Below are 19,251 nucleotides of genomic sequence, written 5' to 3' on the forward strand. Positions count from 1 at the left end.
AGCCCCATCGACACAACCATCGGATCTACCGGCAAATCATTGTTTTTATTAAAACAGGAAACACTATCGCCGCTTTTAAACCAAAAACGTCGTACGACAACATATCCATTCAAAGGGGAAAGACACGGAAAAAGACATAAAAAAGCCCCTGCACCATTACTGGTAGCAGGGGCCAAACACTAAGCCGACGCTATGACCGGCTTGAGAAGCACACTGGAGGGCACCTCTAAAAACCTACTGCGCGACCAGTGAGCTGCGTTGCGCGGTGCTCGGAATCCTCATGTATACCGCATACACTGCGGTTCCTGCGCTCCGTGCGCCTTGCTCACAGGCCGCTCGTCACGGTTTTTCGAGGTGCCCTGGAGATGAAGTGTGATGAAACTTAACGCTTTGACGCTCAGCGCTGGTCCTGACCATCCACCAGGCGACGGATCGCCAGCGGGTTGCCATCCTTCAGTGCATCAGGCAGCAGCGCCTGGGGCAGGTCCTGGTAACACACCGGACGCAGGAAGCGGTTGATCGCCGCCGAGCCGACCGAGGTGGTGCGGCTGTCGGAGGTGGCCGGGAACGGACCGCCGTGGACCATGGCGTGGCATACCTCAACGCCGGTCGGGAAGCCGTTGCATAGGATGCGGCCCGCCTTGCGCTCCAGTACCGGCAGCAGCGCGGCTGTCGCGGCATAATCCGCTTCGTCGAGTTGCAGGGTCGCGGTCAGCTGGCCCTCCAGATGTTCCGCCACTCGGGCGAACTCTTCGACGCTCTTACACTCGATCACCAGCGAGGTGGAGCCGAAGATCTCGTCGCACAGCGACTCGTCGGCTATAAACGCCTCGGCGCTGGTCACGTACAGACCGGCCTGACACTGGTTGGGCGCATCGCTGCCCTGCCCTGCCGCGACTTCGCGGACACTGGCGTTGCCCTTGAGTTGATCAACGCCGCTGCAGTAGGCGGAGAAGATCCCCGGCGTCAGCATGGTCTGGGTTGCGACCTTGGACAGCTCGGTCGCAGCGGTTGCCAGGAAGGCATCCAGCTCGGCGCCGGACTGGGCGATCACCAGACCTGGGTTGGTACAGAACTGCCCCGCGCCCATGGTCAGCGAGCCGACAAAGCCTTTGGCGATCGCGTCACCACGCGCTTTCAGCGCCTCCGGCATCAGGAACACCGGGTTGATCGAGCTCATCTCGGCGTAGACCGGGATCGGCTCGGGACGGTTGGCGGCCAGCTCCATCAGCGCGGTACCGCCAGCGCGGGAACCGGTAAAGCCTACCGCCTTGATCAGCGGGTGCTTGACCAGCTCGGAGCCCACTTCACGGCCGGAACCAAACAGCAGGGAGAACACGCCCTCCGGCAGCTGGCACTTGGCCACCGCGCTCTGGATCGCACGCCCGACCAGCTCGGAAGTTCCCGGATGGGCAGAGTGTGCCTTGACCACCACCGGACAGCCGGCGGCCAGCGCGGACGCGGTATCGCCACCGGCCACGGAGAACGCCAGCGGGAAGTTGCTGGCACCGAACACCGCAACTGGGCCCAGCGGAATCATGCGCAGGCGCAGATCGTTACGCGGCAGCGGCTGACGCTCCGGCATAGCCGGATCGATACGCACATCCAGGTAGTTGCCGCTGCGTACCACCGCTGCGAACAGACGCAGCTGGTTCATGGTGCGGCCGCGCTCGCCCTCGATACGCGCCTGGGGCAGGCCGGTCTCGGCCATCGCCCGCTGCACCAGTTCGTCACCCAGCGCCAGGATCTCGTCGGCACAGGTTTCCAGGAAGCTGGCGCGGACCTCGGGGCTGGTTTCGCGGAAGCGGTCGAACGCTTGCCAGGCCAGCTTCACCGCGGCATCGACATCGGCCTGAGTACCGCCGCCGAACACCGGCTCCAGTTTTTCGTTGGTGGCGGGGTTGATCGCCTGAATAGGCGCGCTGGTACCTTTGACGGCGCGAGCGCCGATCAGCATTTCGCCGAGAATTGTCATCTGCTTATCCCTCCAATAAAGAGTGTCTGGCCCGGGCTCGCCGCTCCCGCGCATCCATGCGCCCGCGGCATACCGTACATCCTGTACATATAGCCGGGCGTTGCCCGACCGAAGCGGGGCATCGTTTAAACCAGCGATGTCGGTTGAACCAGCAGTTGAGCGGCGTTGCTATGCCTTACTCGAATTGCTGACTGGCCCTGTACTTTTCGTACAGGTGATAGGCACGGTAGAGGTGCGTATGCATCGCCTTGCTGGCCTTTTCGGGCTCACCTTCCCGGATCGCGTCAAAGATGGCGCGGTGCTCCTGACGTACCCGCTCGAGATACTCCTCGGTGGCGGGGTGATCGAGGTTGGTGTTGACGATCTTCGCTCTGGGGATAATGTTTTTGTTGAACTGCTCGTAGAACTGACGGAAAAACGGGTTGCCGGTGGCAGTGGCGATCGCCAGATGGAACGCGAGATCCTCCTCGCGCGCCAACTCCCCTTTTGCCAACGCCGCGTCAAACGCGGACAGGCTCTGTTCGAGGCGCTCGATATCCTGTTCGGAGCGGCGCATGGCGGCCATCTCCGCGGCTTTCTCCTCCACGCTCATGCGCAGCTCGAGAATATTGAGGATATCTTCAACGGCCGTAGGATTGATGGTGTAGGCAAACAGCGTCTCCGCCGGTTGGCTGCGCAACACCGTGGTACCCACACCGCGCCGCGTTTCGACCAGCCCCAGCGACTTGAGCTGGGTGATCGCCTCGCGAATAACGGTACGACTGACGGCAAACATGTCGCACAACTGAGCCTCGGTGGGCAGTTTCTCGCCCACCGGGATATGCCCCTGGGTCACCATCTGTTCCAGCTGTTTGGCCACGTGAGAGGCCAGGCTCACCGAGCGCTGAACCGGCTCGACTTTAAAGCTCTCGCTGGCGGCAGAGGGGTTACCCATGGATTTATCCTGTCATCAATTTTTATAGGCCTGCTACATTATCCCATAAAGCGCAGGTGTATCTACTTATCGCACCTGCTTATCTCACCATCGCCGGGCGTTTCGGATCGAACTTCCAGCCCGGAATCAGGAACTGCATCGCCATGGCATCATCGCGCTGGCCCAGGGTCAGCGTCTTGAACAGGGCGTGCGCCGCGTCCAGCTTTTCACGGTCCAGCTCGATACCCAGGCCCGGTTTGTTCGGCACCGTCAGTTTGCCGCCACGGATCTTGAACGGATCCTTGGTGATGCGCTGACCGTCCTGCCAGATCCAGTGGGTATCGATGGCGGTGATCTCGCCCGGACAAGCCGCAGCCACATGAGTCATCATCGCCAGCGAGATATCGAAGTGGTTGTTGGAGTGCGAACCCCAGGTCATGCCCCACTCGTTGCACAGCTCACCCACGGCAACCGCACCCTGCATGGTCCAGAAGTGGCAGTCCGCCAGCGGGATATCGACCGAATCCAGGCGCACCGCGTTACGCAGCTGCTGCCAATCGGTGGCGATCATGTTGGTCGCGGTTTTCAGGCCGGTGATGCGCTTGAACTCGGACAGGGTTTCACGTCCGGACCAAGCACCTTCCTGGCCGCAGGGATCCTCGGCATAGCTGAGCATATGCTTGATCGGAGTCAGGTACTCCACCGCCTGCTTCAGCGTCCAGGCACCGTTCGGATCCAGGGTCAGACGTGCCTCCGGGAAGGCGTCATACAGTGCGGCAATACACTCCGCTTCCTGATGACCATCGAGCACGCCACCCTTGAGCTTGAAATCCTTGAAGCCGTAACGCTGGTACGCGGCTTTCGCCAGGCGCGCGATCGCTTCCGGGTTCAGCGCTTCCTGAGTACGCACCAGATCCCAGTCGTCGGTCGGATCTTCGCACGTGGGGTACGGCAGATCGGTCTTGTTCGGGTCGCCAAGCTGGAACAGGTAGCCCAAGGCCTCGACTTCGTCGCGCTGCTTGCCGAACTGGCCGAGCAGCTCCACCACCGGCAGCCCCATGTTCTGGCCGGCCAGGTCGAGCAGTGCCGACTCGATACCGGTGATCACGTGTACTGCGGTGCGCAGATCGAAGGTCTGGTTGCCACGCACGTCGTCGCTCTGTCCAGAGGTTGCCTCACGGACACGGCTGATGATCGCCTTGTAGCGACCGACGCTCTGCCCCTCGACCAGCTCACGACACTTCTCCAGCGTATTGATGATGCTGGTGGTCGCCGGAATCTCGCCCAGGCCGATATTGCCGTCGTTATCTTCGAGTACCACAACGGTACGGATAAACCAGGGTGCATGGCCGCCGCTGAGGTTCAACAGGAAGCCGTCATAACCGGCTACCGGCACCACGGTCATCTTTTTTATGGTCGTAAACATTCTCTGCCCTCTAGAGAAAAAGGGGGCCGGAGGTAAACCCCTTCGCTAACCACCGGCCCCTGAGGTGCTCTTTAACTCAACGGTTGGCGTTGATGATCGCGGCCAGCTCTTCCTTCTCGGCTGAGCTCGGCATGGTCAGCGGCGCACGCACCTCACCGGCCGAACGGCCGATGATGTCGGCGCCGGCCTTGATCAGGCTGACCGCGTAGCCCTTCTTGCGATCGCGCAGACGGCAGAAGGGGATGAAGAAGTTCTGGATGATGCGGGTCACGGTGGTCTGATCGCCGCCACGCAGCGCGCTGTAGAACTTCATCGCCATCTCCGGCATGAAGTTGAATACGGCGGATGAGTAGGTGTTCACGCCGATCGACAGGTAGGCTTCGGCGAAGATCTCGGCCGTCGGTACGCCACCGATGTAGACCAGGCGATCACCGACGGTTTTGATAATGTCATTCAGTGCCGCTATGGCACCAACACCATCTTTCAGACCAATCAGGTTCGGGCAGGCCGCTGCCAAGCGCTTCACGTTTTCGGCGTCGAGGATACCGTTGGCGCGGTTGTAGTACACCACCTGCAGCGAAGTGCTGTTGATCACCGCCTTGGCGTATTCGACAACACCGTCCGCCGGGCATTCGGTCAGGTACGGAGGCATCAGCAGAATGCCGTCGATGCCCGCTTCTTCGGCCGCTTTGCAGTAGGCCTGAGCCTCCGGAATGCTCTTGCCGGCGCTGGCTATGACCGGTACGCGACCGGCCACAGTCTCGACCGCGATCTTGCAGATCGCCTTGTACTCATCCATGGACAGGGAGAAGAACTCCCCTGTACCGCCAGCCACGAACACGCTGGAAACGCCCTGCTGAACGAACCATTCGATACGCTCGCGGTAGGTGTCGGCGTTGAATTGGCCATTGGCGTCCAGATCGGTGATCGGGAAAGAGAGCAGACCGTCGCTCAGCGACTGACGAATACGTTCTACAGAGAGTGCCATCTTCAGAGTTCCTCAGATTTAAGCGGTGTTGTTATTGGCTCTTACGCTGACGATAACTTATCGCCGCTTTATTTGTAATACATCATACAACATACAAGGCGGGTCGCAACTGTTTTTTTGCGCCCGGATCCTCAGATCCGGACCCTGCCTTCAAATGGCTCTCCCCAGCACGTTTAACGCGGGAGAGACCGGTACAATCAGGTCACCGGGGCCGGGTTGAACAGCACCAGATCGTTATGGATGCCCAGCTTCTCGGCGCACACCTGCTTGCGGCCCGACGCCACATCCAGGATCAGCTGGAACAGCTCCCAGCCGATCTCCTCGATCGTCTTTTCACCGGTGGCGATGCGCCCCGCATCCAGGTCGATCAGATCGTGCCAGCGGTTACCCAGTGTGCTGTTGGTCGACACCTTGATCACCGGCGCCACGGCCAGGCCATAGGGGGTCCCCCGCCCGGTGGTGAACACCTGCAGGTTCATGCCGGAGGCGAACTGCAGGGTGCCGCAGATGAAGTCACTGGCCGGTGTCGCGGCGAAGTTCAGACCGCGCTTGCGGATCCGCTCACCGGGGCTGAGCACATCGACGATGGGGCTGGTGCCCGACTTGGCGATGGAGCCCATCGCCTTCTCGACGATATTGTTCAGGCCGCCCTTCTTGTTACCAGGGGTGGTGTTGGCACTGCGATCCGCCCTGCCCTGATTGAGGTAATCGTCATACCACTGCATCTCGCGCAGCAACGCCTCGCCCACCTCTCTGGTTGCCGCGCGCGGCGTCAGCAGATGGATGGCATCACGCACCTCGGTGACCTCGGAGAACATCACGCTGCCACCGGCACGCACGATCAGGTCGGAAGCAAAGCCACAGGCCGGGTTGGCAGTGACGCCGGAAAATGCATCGGAGCCGCCACACTGCATCCCCACCACCAGGTCAGAGACCGGACAGGGCTCCCGCTTACGCGCATTGAGCTTGCTCAGATGCAGCTCGGCCATTTCCAGGATACCGTCGACCATGTCGCCGAAGCCCTGGAACTGCTCATCCTGCAGACTGAGGATCCGCTCAGTCTCGCTGGCGGGGTCGATCACCTTCAGGGTCTGCTCCTCACCCTCCACCTGCAACAGGCGGGTCGGTGAGAGCTTTTCGCAGCCCAGGCCGATCACCATCACCTCGCCCCCCAGGTTGGGGTTGCGGGCGATGTTCTGCAGGGTGCGGATCGGGACTATGGCAGCAGGTGCATTGATCGCCACGCCGCAGCCGTAGCTGTGGTTCAGCGCCACCACGTCATCAACGTTGGGGAAGCGCGGCAGCAGCTCCGCCTTGATCCGCTTCACCACGTAGTCGGTGACGCCGGCCACACACTGCACACTGGTGCTGATGCCGAGCACATTACGGGTGCCCACGCTGCCATCCGCGTTGCGGTAGCCGTCGAAGGTATAGCCTTCCAGCGGCTCCAGCGCCGGTGCCGGCCGTGTCGCCAGCGGCAACTCATCCAGCGCCGGCGGCGTCGGCATTTCGGTGACCGTTTCGTTGATCCAGCGGCCGCGGGCGATCGGTTCCAGGGCATAGCCCACCACCTCGCCGTAGCGACGGATCTCGCCGCCCTGCTCGATCGCGCTCAACGCCACCTTATGACCGGCGGGTACATGTTCCACCAGCAGGGTGCCATCATCGAGTTCGGTGCCCGCCGGCAGGCCGCCGGCGTTAACCACGATCGCCACGTTGTCTTCCGGCTTGATCCGGATAGTGATCGGTTTCTGTTGTGCCATTGTCGTTGTTACCTCGGGGCCAGCGCTCATGCGTTGGCCTCCTCTACCTGGTTGGCCAGGCGCTTGTTTTTACGGTGCATCAGGATCGAGAACACGACGGAGGCCAAAATCAGCAGCCAGAGCACCACGGCGATCGGGCTCTTGGTGAAGAAGATGCTCAGGGTGCCGTAGGACTCGATACTCTTGACGAAGTACACCTCGGCGGATCCGCCCAGGATGAAGCCGATCACCAGCGGCGCGACTTCGATGCCGATCTTGCCGGCAAGCCAACCGAACAGACCGAAGATCAGCAGCGTCCAGACATCGAACATAATGCCGTAGTTGATCGCATAGGCGCCGATCACGCACATCATGATGATGATCGGATAGAGGATGTATTTCGGCACCATCACCACTTTCGCGATGTAACGGATGGCGAAGAACATGGCGCCGAACATGACGAAGTTGGCAAACAGCAGCGCGGCCATCATCGAATACCAGGTATCCATATGTTCGCCGATGAACAGCGGGCCTACCTGCAGTCCCTGCAGCGTGAAGGCACCGATCAGAACCGCGGTGGTGCTGTCGCCCGGAATACCCAGCGACAGCAGCGGAATCAGCGCACCACCGGTCAGCGCGTTGTTGGCCGATTCGGAAGCGACCATCCCCTCGGCGGCGCCCTTACCCATCTTCTCTGGATTTTTCGACAGGTTTTTCTGCTGGCTATAGGCCAGAACAGAGGCGGCACTGCCGCCGATACCCGGCAGCATACCGACGAAGGTACCGATGCTGGAGGAGCGGATCAGGTTGCTGATCTGCCCTTTAAACACGCCGAAGTGGAACGGCTTATGCCCCTTCAGCTTGATCTGACTGTGTGTGTCCTCCTCCTTGATCCCCTTCTCCGCCTCTTCAAAGATCGTCGCCAGACCGAACAGACCGATCAGTACCGGCAGCAGCGAGAAGCCGGTCTCCAGGTAGGGCACCATGAAGTCGAACATCAGGCGATACTCGCCGTTACCGCCGTTGGAGGTGTCATAGGTGCCGATCAGCGCCAGCAGCACACCGAGCAGACCACTGAAGATACCGGCCAGGATATTCTTCGACAGCGAGGCGATCACGGTCAGCGCAAAGAAGATGATCAGGAACTTCTCGATATAGGAGAACTTGATCGCAAAGTCGGCCAGCATCGGCGCGAAGAAGAACAGCACCACGGCGCTGAACAGACCGCCCACCAGCGACGCGACGATACAGATCTTCAACGCCTTCTCCGGCTCACCGGCCTTGGCCATCGGATGACCGTCGAAGGTGGTGGTGATGGATGAGGGTGTGCCGGGAATATTGAGCAGGATCGCCGGCACCAGACCGCCGGAGATACCGCCGACATAGAGCCCCAGCAACAGCGCCAGGCCCTCGTGCAGACCCAGGGAGTAGGTCAGCGGCAGGCAGACGGCCACCGCCATGGTCGCGGTCATGCCCGGAATGGCGCCAAAGATAATGCCGATCAGGCAGCCCGCCGCCGACAGCAGAAAGAATTCGGGTGAAAGCAGTGCAAGGAATTCCATAATCTGAACCTATCCCCTTAAGGCAGCGAAATCGCGAATAGCTGGCCCAGCAGATACCAGGCCGCCACCGGGGCGATGATCGAATTCAGGCCGATACCCAACAGGACGCGGCTGGTAATGCCGTGCACATAGAGCAGTGACAGGAGGAGCATGAACGGAATGGAGGTCAGCAAAAAACCCATCCCGGTATTGGGAAAGAGCTGTCCGACTGCATCCATCGACCAGAAATAAACGATGACCAGAACCAGCGTGCCAAAAAAGCGGAACTTGTCCGCATGCTCATTGAACGGGGATAGCCTCAGCTCGCCACTTCTGACACGTGCTACCCACTGTTTGGCGTTCGCTGCAACGATCCAGAGCGCCATCAGCGCGATCAGAGTGATCACGATCGTCGGAAAAAACAGGTGTGACTGATCAAAGTCGATCGATACTTCGAACAGCGATGAGAGGGACTGACTCATAGCGCATACCGATAGTAAAACTTCAGGGGCGCTTCAGCGCTGTGCACCACAGCCTGCCGAAGCCGATACCATGCCTGCCCCGCCCCAAGGACGGGACAGGCATGTTTTCTTACTTCTTGAGTGACTCGATGATTTTCGCGTACTGGTCGCGCTTGTTCATCAGGTACTGTTGAGACTCGTTGGAGGGCAGGAAGTCCGGAATGAAAAATGACTTTTTCATAGTCTCCTGCACCTTGCCCTCCTTGAAGATCTCCTCCAGCGCCACGTCCATCGCAGCGATGATCTTCGGATCGGTCTCTTTGTTGTAGATGAAGAAGAATTCCTTATCGAAGGTGAAGTTTTTGCTCTCGTCCATCGGCACGCTCACCATCGGCGCTACGAACTTCATCAGATCGTCACGACTGGTGCCGCCCATCCCTTCCGGGTTAGCCTGCTTTACGGTGCCCTCCCGCGCGGTCAGCCACAGGAAGCTCATCGCTTTCTGATCGTCCGCCGGCAGACGGGTGTACTGCTCGTTGGCCTGCACACTGCCGTTGATCACATCGGCCAGACCGTCAAACATCGCTTGGTTCTTGTCGGACTGGGACCCGGTGTTCAGCGGGGCCAGGTTATCCTCCATGCCCGGGTACTGCAGGCGAACGGCGTTCTTCATCGCGGTATAGCCGATCTCGGACACCCCACCCGGCTGAATGGCGACACGCACAGTCTTGCCTGAGCCTGCAGCATCGATCACATCCTGAACCGACTTATAGGGTGAGTTCTTGGCCACCAGGTAGGCATTCCCCGGGTTGATCGCAAAGGTCTGGCCAACGGTGTATTTCTCGAACGGATCGTCGTACCCCTTCTGCCCATACAAATTGCCCAGATAGGCCTGATCATGGAACACCATGATGGTACTGCCGTTGCTGACGCGCTCCAGGGCACGGAATGCGGCGGTCACGCCCACGGCATCGACCTTGAAATTGGCGCCCAGTTTTTCGGAGAGTGCATCCGCAATAATGCTGCTCGCCTGATAGGTGTCGCCACCGGTAGACGACGAGCCAATCACAACACGGATATTGCCTTTGATCGGACTATCGGCCGCCTGCGCCTGCATAGAGGTCGCCATGGTTAGGGTACAGAGGGCAACACCGACTCCGGAGAGGATCTTTTTCATCTGTCGTTCCTGTTTGTTGTTATCAAAGGTTGGCTTTATGCGCCCGGCTTTGACTCAAAACCCTGTCTGAGCCATGCACCGAGGCGATCGACAGATTAATAATACATCATACAAATGATTGCGCAATCATAAACATGATTGCGCAATCATTTTCATTCGGACAAAAATTCAACTTCGCGCGAAGTCACGTGAATAACCTTAGGTGCTCGAATGAAGCAGAGCAAACTCAGGTGCTTTCACGATCGATGATCGTAAAGCCGGTATCGATTCTGAGCGGCGCGACCTCCGCGTCGGGGTTTTTAAAGCGCTCCAGCAGTGCCTGCGCGATCAGCCCCCCCACTTTGTCGCCATTCAAGCGTACGCTCGACAGCGAGGGATAGACCCGGCTGGCATTGCTGAGTTCACCGAACCCCATCACCGCCAGATCCTTCGGCACCGTCCAGCCCCGGGATGCCGCTTCTGCCAACACCCCATGCGCGACCGTGTCGGAACTGCAGACTACTACCTCTGGACGGTGCCCCGCGTCCAAAAGCTCGCACACCTTCTCCCGACCGGCATTGAGCGAGGATGGCGGCGGCACAAACGCGGTGGGTACATCGTCGATGCCTAGATGACGCAGCTCATCCAGCAACGCATGGTAGCGCCGCATGCCGCGCGCATCCTCCGCCGTCACCACGGCAAAACGTCGATACCCCTTGGCGTAAAGATGCCGGGCCACCTCCAGCCCCACCTGTTCATGGGAAAAACCCACCAGCATATCGATGGGATCGTCGCAGAGATCCCAAGCCTCGACCACCGGGATACCCGAGGCGATCAAACGCTTGCGCATCAGCTTGCTGTGCTGCGTACCGGTCAGTACTATCCCGTCGGGCCGACGCCCAAGGATGGCATTGAACAACGTCTCCTCGGTCTCCTTCTGGTAGCCAGTGAGACCCAGTATCGCCTGGTAACCGGCGCGACTAAGCTCATCCATCACCGCCTGCACCATCTCGGCAAAGATTGGGTGTGCGATGGTCGGCACGAAGATCGCCACCAACTTGCTCTGCCGACTGGCCAAGCCGCCGGCCAGCATGTTCGGGATATACCCCACCTGCTCGACCGCACGGCGTACTTTCTCCCGGGTCTTTTCCGATACCTGGTCCGGCCTGTTCAAGGCACGGGAAACCGTGATGGGCGATACGCCGGCTACTTTTGCCACATCGATCAGCGTGGTACCCGAGGGCTGCCGACGCCGCATGCTGGAGCTGTCGTTGTTATGTTCGGTTAATGTTTTGGACATCCTACAGCCGCCGAAGAGAGAAGTGCTCAACCAATTTCTGCACCTGCGAATTGCACCTGGCACAGGTTTCAGGATAAGTTGTATGACTTTTCACGCCTTGTTGACAAGCCCTATAGCGCTTCGCGTCTCTCCGCTTTAGCAGGAACTTCGATGGATACCGCCGCCAGGCCAGCCTCACAAAGTGTAAACCACCCTACCCGCCGTAACCCGCTCAGCGGCTGGATACTGCTGTCGATGCTGCCTCTGAGCCTGCTGGCGACGCTGACCCATAGCCTGCCGGGTTATGTGGCAGGTATTCCGGTGTGGTTCACCGCCCTGGTACTGCTTAAGCGCCAGAAACGCAACCAGATTATTCAGAGCGGCGTGTTACTGATAGCAGGCGCGCTGGGCTTGCTTATCGCGTTCCTGATCGATGGCAACACGCGCTACCTGCTCAAGGCAGTGGAAGCCAATCACATGATCATCGCCATGCTGATCGGGGTGAGCTTTCTGCGCCTGGTCACCCTGAGTGAGCTAAGCGACGAGGAGAAGCTGCCATCAGGCCGCAACGTGTTGCTGGGCACGCTGTTCGGCGGCCATCTGATCGGCGCCGTTATCAATATATCCGCGGTGATGATCCTCGGTGACAGGCTCAGCGCCCACCGGCCGCTCACGCCTCTGCAAGGGCTGACGGTATTGCGCTCGTTCAGCACCTGCGCGGCCTGGTCGCCGTTCTTTGCCGCCATGGGTGTGGTGCTGCTCAGCGCCCCCGGCTCAAATCTGGTTACATTGATGCTGTACGGTTTACCCTTCGCTTTCCTCGCCATGCTGATCAGCGCCGTGCAGATTGCACGACATCCGGAAGCCGCAACAACACGGGGCTATCCCATGCACCTCAAGGCGCTCTGGGCGCCGGTGGTACTCGCGATGCTGGTGATGATCGCGCACAAACTCTGGCCGGAGATATCGGTATTGACGCTGGTCACTCTGATCGCGCTGCTGTTTTCCCTGGTCTGGCTGCCCCTGCGCTACAAAGGGGACTCCGGGAAAAAACTGAAAGGGCATATTCACGAAGGACTGCCGCGCATGAGCAGCGAGGTCCTTCTGTTTCTTTCCGCCGCGGTGCTCGCGTCCGGTGTCGGTGCGCTACTACTGACGCTCGATATTCAGCTGGCACCGGCGCACTTCGGTTCGCTGGAAGCCTGTATCACAGTCGCCGCTCTGGTCGGACTTGCTTTCATAGGCATGCACCCGGTTACCAGCGCCGTATTGGCCGGCAGCATTTTGATACCCAGTGTCGAGGATCCCAATCTGCTGGGCATCGCCCTGCTTTTGGGCTGGTCGTTGGGGGTCGGACTATCACCCTTTTCCGGCGTCCAGATCAGCCTGCAGTCACGTTACGGCATCAGCGCACGCACCCTGCTGAGGTTCAACCGTTACTACAGCCTGGTGGCGTTCGCGATCGCCTTTGCGACCATCTGGATCTACGGCCTGTTGAATCCGGCCGGGGTCGGTTGATAGGGGACGCCTGCTTTTTCACCTCCCTATCTTTAACAGATCCTCGGCAGCTGCTCACCGTTCAGCCAGTCCACCATGCGGTTGCCGCCAAATACCGTCTCCATCTGTACGAAGTGGTGCGAATCCTCCACCACCCGACCAATGATCGCGGCCTCCCGCCCCTGTGGCTGCGCGCGCATCGCCTTGAGCAACTGCTCCGCTTTCTCCTGCGGGCAGATCGCGATCAGCTTGCCTTCGTTGGCCACATAGAGCGGATCCAGGCCGAGGAATTCGCACGCTGCACGTACCGGCTCGCGCACCGGGATCTGTTTCTCGAACAACTGCATACCGACGCCGGATTGTTTGGCCAGCTCGTTCAGAGTATTGGCCAGCCCGCCACGGGTGGGATCGCGCATACAGCGGATTTCCGGCACCACCTCCACCATCGCCGCCACCAGCCGGTTCAGAGACTGGGAGTCGGACTGGATATCGGCCTCGAAGCCCAGGCTTTCGCGTAGCGACAGGATGGTGACGCCGTGATCGCCTATGGTGCCGGAGAGCAGGATGGCATCGCCCGGCTGCGCTCTGTCACCAGACAGGTTCAATCCCTCCGGCACCACACCGATACCGGTGGTGTTGATGAATACGCCATCGCCCTTGCCGCGCTCGACCACCTTAGTATCGCCGGTGACAATCGGCACGCCCGCCTCCTTTGACGCGCTCGCCATCGAATCGACGATCCGTTTCAGATCGGCCAGCGGGAACCCCTCTTCGAGTATGAAACCCGCCGACAGGTAACAGGGACGGGCGCCGGACATGGCGACATCGTTGATCGTGCCGTGTACCGATAGCGAGCCGATATCGCCGCCGGGGAAGAACAGCGGCGATACCACATGGCTGTCGGTGGCCATCACCACCCGGCCCGGCGGCAGGGTGAACTGGGCCTGATCGTTGCCCTGCGCCAGCCACTCGTTGTCGAACGCCTGGGCAAACAGCTGGTCGATCAGTTCGGCCATGGCACGGCCGCCGCTGCCGTGGACCATCTCCACACGGCCGTTGGCGATGTTAAGACGGTTCATGCGTTCACCTCCTCGGCCGCGATACGGTTGTCACTCAATCGGCCGTAGCTGTAGTAGGCGGCGCAGGCGCCCTCGGAGGAGACCATGCAGGAACCGAGCGGATTGTCCGGCGTGCAGGGGTCGCCAAACAGCTTGCAGTCACGCGGGTTCTTCACCCCGCGCAGGATGGCCGGGCACTCGCAGGCCTTGTTCTCCCGCCCCTCCAGTTGAGTCAACGCAAAGCGCTTTTCGGCGTCGAACTCGGCGTATTCGGCGCGGATCTGCAGCGCGCTCTCGGGGATGGCACCGAGGCCGCGCCACTCGAAGCTGGGGCGCAGCTCGAATACCTGCTCCACCAACGCCTTCGCCTTGGCGTTACCCTCGCGGGTCACGGCGCGGGTGAACTCGTTCTCCACCTCACAGCGCCCTTCATTCAGTTGGCGGATCAGCATCAGGATCGCCTGCAGCACATCGAGCGGCTCGAATCCGGCAATCACCACCGGTTTGCCATACTGCGCCGGAAAGGGTTCGTAGGGAGCCGAGCCGATCACGGTGCTGACATGGGCAGGTCCAATAAAGCCATCCAACATCAACGCGCCGGAGTCGGCCTCCTGCGTATTCAGGATCGCATGCATCGCTGCCGGGGTCAGCACATGGTTACAGAACACGGAGAAGTTGGAGAGATTCAGCTTTTTCGCCTGTTCCAGCACCAGCGCGGTCGGCGGTGTTGTGGTCTCAAAACCGATGGCGAAGAACACCACCTGCTTGTCCGGGTTCTGCTGGGCGATCTTGATTGCATCCGCCGGCGAGTAGAGCATGCGCACGTCGGTGCCTTCGGCACGCACCTTCATCAGGCTGACGCGGCCGGAGCCCGGCACGCGCAGCATATCACCGTAGGTACAGAGGATCACATCGGGACGACGCGCCAGCTCAACGGCCATATCCAGCCGCCCGATCGGCAATACGCAGACCGGACAGCCGGGGCCATGGATCAGTTTGACGTTGTCCGGCAGCAGGCCGGGGATGCCGTAACGAAAGATGGCGTGGGTATGGCCGCCGCAGAACTCCATCAGATGGTAAGTGCGTGCCGGATCGGCTTCGGCGCGGATCTGACCGGCAATGGCGCGCGCCTTGTCGCCGTCGCGGAACTCGTCAACATACTTCATTCCGTCCCCTCCTCTGCCAATGCCGCATCACGGGCTGCCTGCAGCTGACCCAGCTCCTCGAACAGAGCCAGAGTCCTGGCCGCTTCCTCGGGATCAAGCTTGTTCAACGCATATCCCACATGCAGGATCACGTAATCGCCAACGGCGAGATCGTCCACCAGCGCGGTGTTGATCTCCTTACGCACGCCGCCGATATCGGCCAACGCCCGTTCCTCGTCGATCAGCACCTCTATCCTTACCGGGATCGCCAGACACATAGCCTTACCTCTATCTACTTCTCTAATTTTTATTCAACAGCTTCATCCGTACCGCCCAGGCCTGGCCCAGGCTGATCGCCGCGTCGTTGGCCGGCATTTGTACCGGCAGCAGCACGTTCAACCCCACGGCGTTCAGTTGGCGATGCAGCCCATCACGCAGCGCCAGGTTCAACAGGCAACCACCTGCCAACGCGATCTGGGTCAGTCCGCTATGCTCGGCAGCCTGGATAATCCAGTCGCTCAACGCCAAGGTCAGCTCCTGCTGGAAGCGCGCGGCGCCGCGTGCAGGATCGGGTTCATCCAGCAGAGATGCCAGCAACGGCAGCAGATCCAGCTGAAGTCCGCCCGACTCTTCATTGATCCGATACAGGCCTTGCGGATTCAGCTTGCCGACACCTTCCGCCAGCGCCTCCAGGCGCATCGGCGCTTCCGCCTCATAGGTTTGCCGTTCGCAGATCCCCAGCAGTCCAGCGGCGGCATCGAATACCCGCCCAAGGCTGGAGGTCGGCGGGCAGATGAAACCCCGCTCCAGCATACCTGCCAGCGCGGCCGCCGGTTTATCGGCAAACCGCGTCGGGATCAGATCACCCCTGCCCATGCGGTGCAGTGCGGCACAGGCCATGCGCCAGGGCTCCTTAGCGGCGGCATCGCCACCGGGCAGAGGTAAGGGTGCCAGCTCGCCCAGCGGGGTGAAGCCCCCGGCGTCCAGCTGTAACAGCTCGCCGCCGCGCAGCTGACCATCCCAGCCCAGTCCGACGCCATCGAGCGCCACGCCCAGCACCGGCTCTGCGAGCCGATGCTCGGCCATCACCGCGGCGATATGGGCCTGGTGGTGCTGTACCCGATGCAAGGGCAGATCAAGACGCTCGGCCAGTTCGGCAGCCAAACGACTGGCGTGGAAGTCGGGGTGCAGGTCGCAGGCGATATGCTCAGGCGCGATCCGCAGCAGGTCGCACAGCTCGTCGACGGAGCGCTCCAGCGTACGGCAGTTGTCCGGGTTGTTCAGATCGCCGATATGGGGCGAAACAAACGCCCTGTCACCGCTGGTCAAACAGAGGGTGTTTTTCAGGTAGCCACCCAGTGCCAGCACCGCCGGGCCTGCGCTCGCCAGCCGAATCTCGGTTGGCGCCATACCACGTCCCAGGCGGATCAGTGCCGGTGGTTCAGAGATAGCGTTGATCAGTGAATCGTCGCAACGGTGCTCGATCTCGCGGTCATGCAGCAGCAACAGGTCAGCAATATCGGCAAGTTTTTCTCTTGCCTCATCGTTGGAAGTGATCAGCGGTTCGCCGCTACGGTTGGCGCTGGTCATCACCAACACCAGCGGGTGTGCTGCTTGGCTCCACGCCTCACCTTCGGCTCGCCCGGCAGCTTCATGGAACAGCAGCCAGTGCAGCGGACTGTGTGGCAACATCACCCCCAGTCGATCCAGGCCCGGCGCCAGGCTCGGTGCCAGTTCGACATCGGCAGTCGCGCGCTTACGTTGCAGCACGATGGGCGCGCTGCGGTCGCTCAACCAGCCGCGGCCGGCGCTGGTCAGCTCCAACAGGGGCTCCAGCGAGAGGCTGTTCAACGCCATGATCGCGAAGGGTTTGGCCGGTCTGTTCTTGCGCTGGCGCAGACGCGTAACGGCGGACTCGTTACGTGCATCGCAGACCAGATGGAAACCACCGACACCGCGCACGGCCAGTATCTCGCCACGCTCCAGCGCGCCCACCGCCAGCTGGATGGGATCCAGCTCGATGCGCTCACCGGTGCTCGTTTCCAGCCAGAGTGTCGGGCCACACACGGGACAGGCGTTGGGCTGCGCATGGAAACGGCGATTGGCCGGATCATCGTACTCAGCCTGACAGGCCGGACACTGAGCAAACTCGGCCATGCTGGTGTTGGCTCGATCATAGGGCAGCGCACGGATCAGCGTGTAGCGCGGGCCGCAGTGGGTGCAGTTGATAAAGGGATAGCGATAACGGCGATCCCGCGGATCGAACAGTTCGGCCAGACAGTGCGGACAGACGGCGGCGTCCAGAGTCACCGACAGATCCAGCGTCCCCTCGCCCTGTTCGCTGGCAACGATTCGGAAGTCGCTGAACTCATCTGCGGATGCCACCTCCTCTTCAGTTAACGAATCGATGCGTGCCAGCGGTGGCAGCTCGCTAGTCAGGCATTGGCGGAAGCGGGCCAGGCTCAGCGGCTCTCCGCACAGATCGATCTGCACGCCACGCGGTGTGTTGCAGACCTGCCCTGCCAGCTTCAACCCGGTGGCGAGGCGATGCACAAAGGGACGAAAGCCGACCCCCTGCACCTGACCGCTGACCAGCAGGCGCACCGAGGGCATCAGGGATTCCCCAGCTCGTAGCGTTCGATCTTCGCACGCAGGCCGACCCGCGACAGGCCCAGCTCTTCGGCGGCACGGCTCTTGTTCCAGCGGTGGCGGATCAGGGTTTCGCGCAGGATCTGTTTCTCCAGCTGCTCCACCCGCTCCTTCAGGGTACCGCTCAGGTCCGCCACCTGGGCCAGCAACGGTGCCGGCTCGCCATCTACGCTGCTGCGCAGCACACGCGGGTTAAGCAGATCGGCGCCCAGACAGGGCTCTTTTGCCATGACCAGCATGCGGCGGATCTCATTCTGCAACTCACGGACATTGCCGGGCCAGACGTAGCCCTGCAAACATTCAATCGCCTCGTCACTGAACCCCTCCACCGGCTTGTCGAATGCTTCCACCGCCCGATCGAGGAAGGCGTTGGCCAATACCGGAATATCCGCTTCACGCTGCGCCAGCGGCGGCAGCTCCAGTGTCACCTCGGCCAGGCGATAGTACAGATCCTCACGAAAACGACCGGCCCGAACCTCGTCTTCCAGGCTGCGGTTGGTGGAGGCGATCACCCGAACATTGACCGGGCGGCGCTGGGCGTCGCCGATGCGGCGCACCTCACGCTCCTGCAGCACACGCAGCAGCTTGACCTGGAATGCCGGCGATATTTCGCCAATCTCGTCGAGGAAGATGGTGCCGCCGTCGGCCTGTTCGAACAGGCCGACATGGTCGTTGATGGCGCCGGTAAATGCCCCCTTGCGATGGCCGAACAGCTCGGAAGCGAGCAGCTCGTCCGGCATGGCGCCGCAGTTTTCCACCACGAACGGCTTGTCCGCACGCAGGCTGTTGTAATGCAGCGCGCGGGCGAACAGCTCCTTGCCGCTGCCGGAGGGCCCGGTCACCAGCACCGAAATATCGTAGGGCGCTACCTGCGCCACCTGGTTGCACAACGCATTGAGCGGGCTGTCCTCGGCGCGTAGTATTTCGCTGAAATCGAAACGCTGACGCAAACGCTCCTTCTTGGCTTGCAGCTGCGACTCGGCCTGAGGGGTGGTCAAGCGTATTTCGGTGGCGAGCAGCTCGTTTTCCGATTGCAGCGCCACCATCCGGCAGGCGTTGCGCAGCGCCAGCAGCAGATGATCCGGGTGCCAGGGTTTGGTCAGGTACTGGAAGATGCCCGCCTCATTGAGGCCTCGGATAATATCTTCCGACTCGGTATAGCCGGAGAGGATCAGGCGCGCGGTCTGCGGCCAGTGCTCACGCACGCGGATCAGGAACTCGACGCCGGTCTCGCCCGGCATTCGCTGGTCACACAGCACCGCATGCACCCGCTGCTGCTCCAGTAATTCCCATGCCTGCTCCGTGCTGCTCGCCGTGAGTACGTCAAACTCCTCGTCGAGCGTACGCTCCAGCGTCTCCAGCGAGCGGGTCTCGTCGTCGACACAGAGTACGGTTGCACGTGGGCTGGACTGCATCATCGC

At 61.0% G+C, this 19,251-nt stretch carries 15 protein-coding genes; 1 reads left to right on the plus strand and 14 read right to left on the minus strand.

Annotated features, from left to right (window positions below; all coding sequences use genetic code 11):
• Positions 1-397 precede the first annotated feature (397 nt).
• The 9 genes from IEX40_RS00105 to IEX40_RS00145 all read right to left on the minus strand — a co-directional run bounded on the left by IEX40_RS00105 (position 398) and on the right by IEX40_RS00145 (position 11,502).
• Positions 398-1,975: an aldehyde dehydrogenase (NADP(+)) gene (locus IEX40_RS00105; RefSeq protein ID WP_188745081.1), complete on the minus strand. Its 1,578-nt coding sequence runs from the start codon at positions 1,973-1,975 to the stop codon at positions 398-400.
• A gap of 175 nt (positions 1,976-2,150) precedes the next feature.
• Complete coding sequence (locus tag IEX40_RS00110; protein WP_188745082.1) at positions 2,151-2,909, minus strand: FadR/GntR family transcriptional regulator; 759 nt, start codon at positions 2,907-2,909, stop codon at positions 2,151-2,153.
• Positions 2,910-2,988: 79 nt separating this feature from the next.
• Complete coding sequence (locus IEX40_RS00115; protein ID WP_188745083.1) at positions 2,989-4,314, minus strand: enolase C-terminal domain-like protein; 1,326 nt, start codon at positions 4,312-4,314, stop codon at positions 2,989-2,991.
• Positions 4,315-4,390: 76 nt separating this feature from the next.
• Complete coding sequence (kdgD, locus tag IEX40_RS00120) at positions 4,391-5,302, minus strand: 5-dehydro-4-deoxyglucarate dehydratase (protein ID WP_188745084.1); 912 nt, start codon at positions 5,300-5,302, stop codon at positions 4,391-4,393.
• Positions 5,303-5,499: 197 nt separating this feature from the next.
• Positions 5,500-7,095, minus strand: coding sequence for a galactarate dehydratase (garD, locus tag IEX40_RS00125; protein WP_188745085.1), 1,596 nt, complete (start codon positions 7,093-7,095; stop codon positions 5,500-5,502).
• Complete coding sequence (locus IEX40_RS00130) at positions 7,092-8,606, minus strand: tripartite tricarboxylate transporter permease (protein ID WP_188745086.1); 1,515 nt, start codon at positions 8,604-8,606, stop codon at positions 7,092-7,094. Before IEX40_RS00130 ends, garD begins: the two co-directional genes overlap by 4 nt.
• 17 nt (positions 8,607-8,623) lie before the next feature.
• Positions 8,624-9,067: a tripartite tricarboxylate transporter TctB family protein gene (locus IEX40_RS00135; protein WP_188745087.1), complete on the minus strand. Its 444-nt coding sequence runs from the start codon at positions 9,065-9,067 to the stop codon at positions 8,624-8,626.
• 109 nt (positions 9,068-9,176) lie between these two features.
• A complete protein-coding gene (locus tag IEX40_RS00140) occupies positions 9,177-10,223 on the minus strand; it encodes a type 2 periplasmic-binding domain-containing protein (RefSeq protein WP_188745088.1) in 1,047 nt (348 codons plus the stop codon).
• Positions 10,224-10,449: 226 nt separating this feature from the next.
• Positions 10,450-11,502, minus strand: coding sequence for a LacI family DNA-binding transcriptional regulator (locus tag IEX40_RS00145; protein WP_229680414.1), 1,053 nt, complete (start codon positions 11,500-11,502; stop codon positions 10,450-10,452).
• 150 nt (positions 11,503-11,652) lie between these two features.
• On the opposite strand from IEX40_RS00145, the gene IEX40_RS00150 reads away from it, so the two are divergent.
• Positions 11,653-12,999, plus strand: a complete 1,347-nt coding sequence (locus IEX40_RS00150; RefSeq protein WP_229680416.1) for a hypothetical protein — start codon at positions 11,653-11,655, stop codon at positions 12,997-12,999.
• A 32-nt stretch (positions 13,000-13,031) separates the two neighbouring features.
• Here the strand turns inward: IEX40_RS00150 and hypE are convergent, their stop codons facing one another.
• Genes hypE through IEX40_RS00175 form a run of 5 tightly spaced genes read right to left on the minus strand, consistent with a single transcriptional unit; the run spans position 13,032 to position 19,248 of the window.
• Positions 13,032-14,057, minus strand: a complete 1,026-nt coding sequence (gene hypE / locus IEX40_RS00155) for a hydrogenase expression/formation protein HypE (RefSeq protein WP_188745089.1) — start codon at positions 14,055-14,057, stop codon at positions 13,032-13,034.
• Entirely contained in the window at positions 14,054-15,202 is a 1,149-nt protein-coding gene (gene hypD, locus IEX40_RS00160; RefSeq protein WP_188745090.1) for a hydrogenase formation protein HypD, read from the minus strand. The genes hypE and hypD overlap by 4 nt, the downstream gene beginning before the upstream one ends.
• Positions 15,199-15,459, minus strand: a complete 261-nt coding sequence (locus tag IEX40_RS00165; RefSeq protein WP_188745091.1) for a HypC/HybG/HupF family hydrogenase formation chaperone — start codon at positions 15,457-15,459, stop codon at positions 15,199-15,201. The genes hypD and IEX40_RS00165 overlap by 4 nt, the downstream gene beginning before the upstream one ends.
• A 22-nt stretch (positions 15,460-15,481) precedes the next feature.
• Positions 15,482-17,794 carry a carbamoyltransferase HypF gene (hypF, locus tag IEX40_RS00170; RefSeq protein ID WP_188745092.1) on the minus strand — a complete coding sequence of 771 codons (2,313 nt, stop codon included), beginning with the start codon at positions 17,792-17,794 and terminating at the stop codon, positions 15,482-15,484.
• The gene (locus tag IEX40_RS00175; RefSeq protein WP_229680418.1) at positions 17,794-19,248 is read right to left on the minus strand and encodes a sigma-54-dependent transcriptional regulator; all 1,455 of its coding nucleotides are present in this window, start codon (positions 19,246-19,248) and stop codon (positions 17,794-17,796) included. The genes hypF and IEX40_RS00175 overlap by 1 nt, the downstream gene beginning before the upstream one ends.
• Positions 19,249-19,251: the final 3 nt, after the last annotated feature.

Source organism: Marinobacterium zhoushanense (assembly GCF_014641945.1).
In the GTDB taxonomy this organism is placed as follows: Bacteria; Pseudomonadota; Gammaproteobacteria; order Pseudomonadales; family Balneatricaceae; genus Marinobacterium_D; species Marinobacterium_D zhoushanense.

Excerpts from the sequence above, each read along its gene's own strand:
- hypD (WP_188745090.1), bottom strand. The coding sequence starts at position 15,202 with ATGAAGTATGTTGACGAGTTCCGCGACGGCGACAAGGCGCGCGCCATT.
- kdgD (WP_188745084.1), bottom strand. The coding sequence starts at position 5,302 with ATGGCACTCTCTGTAGAACGTATTCGTCAGTCGCTGAGCGACGGTCTG.
- IEX40_RS00150 (WP_229680416.1), top strand. The coding sequence starts at position 11,653 with ATGGATACCGCCGCCAGGCCAGCCTCACAAAGTGTAAACCACCCTACC.
- IEX40_RS00115 (WP_188745083.1), bottom strand. The coding sequence starts at position 4,314 with ATGTTTACGACCATAAAAAAGATGACCGTGGTGCCGGTAGCCGGTTAT.
- IEX40_RS00105 (WP_188745081.1), bottom strand. The coding sequence starts at position 1,975 with ATGACAATTCTCGGCGAAATGCTGATCGGCGCTCGCGCCGTCAAAGGT.
- hypF (WP_188745092.1), bottom strand. The coding sequence starts at position 17,794 with ATGCCCTCGGTGCGCCTGCTGGTCAGCGGTCAGGTGCAGGGGGTCGGC.
- IEX40_RS00110 (WP_188745082.1), bottom strand. The coding sequence starts at position 2,909 with ATGGGTAACCCCTCTGCCGCCAGCGAGAGCTTTAAAGTCGAGCCGGTT.
- IEX40_RS00175 (WP_229680418.1), bottom strand. The coding sequence starts at position 19,248 with ATGATGCAGTCCAGCCCACGTGCAACCGTACTCTGTGTCGACGACGAG.
- IEX40_RS00130 (WP_188745086.1), bottom strand. The coding sequence starts at position 8,606 with ATGGAATTCCTTGCACTGCTTTCACCCGAATTCTTTCTGCTGTCGGCG.
- garD (WP_188745085.1), bottom strand. The coding sequence starts at position 7,095 with ATGAGCGCTGGCCCCGAGGTAACAACGACAATGGCACAACAGAAACCG.
- IEX40_RS00140 (WP_188745088.1), bottom strand. The coding sequence starts at position 10,223 with ATGAAAAAGATCCTCTCCGGAGTCGGTGTTGCCCTCTGTACCCTAACC.
- IEX40_RS00145 (WP_229680414.1), bottom strand. The coding sequence starts at position 11,502 with ATGTCCAAAACATTAACCGAACATAACAACGACAGCTCCAGCATGCGG.
- IEX40_RS00135 (WP_188745087.1), bottom strand. The coding sequence starts at position 9,067 with ATGAGTCAGTCCCTCTCATCGCTGTTCGAAGTATCGATCGACTTTGAT.
- IEX40_RS00165 (WP_188745091.1), bottom strand. The coding sequence starts at position 15,459 with ATGTGTCTGGCGATCCCGGTAAGGATAGAGGTGCTGATCGACGAGGAA.
- hypE (WP_188745089.1), bottom strand. The coding sequence starts at position 14,057 with ATGAACCGTCTTAACATCGCCAACGGCCGTGTGGAGATGGTCCACGGC.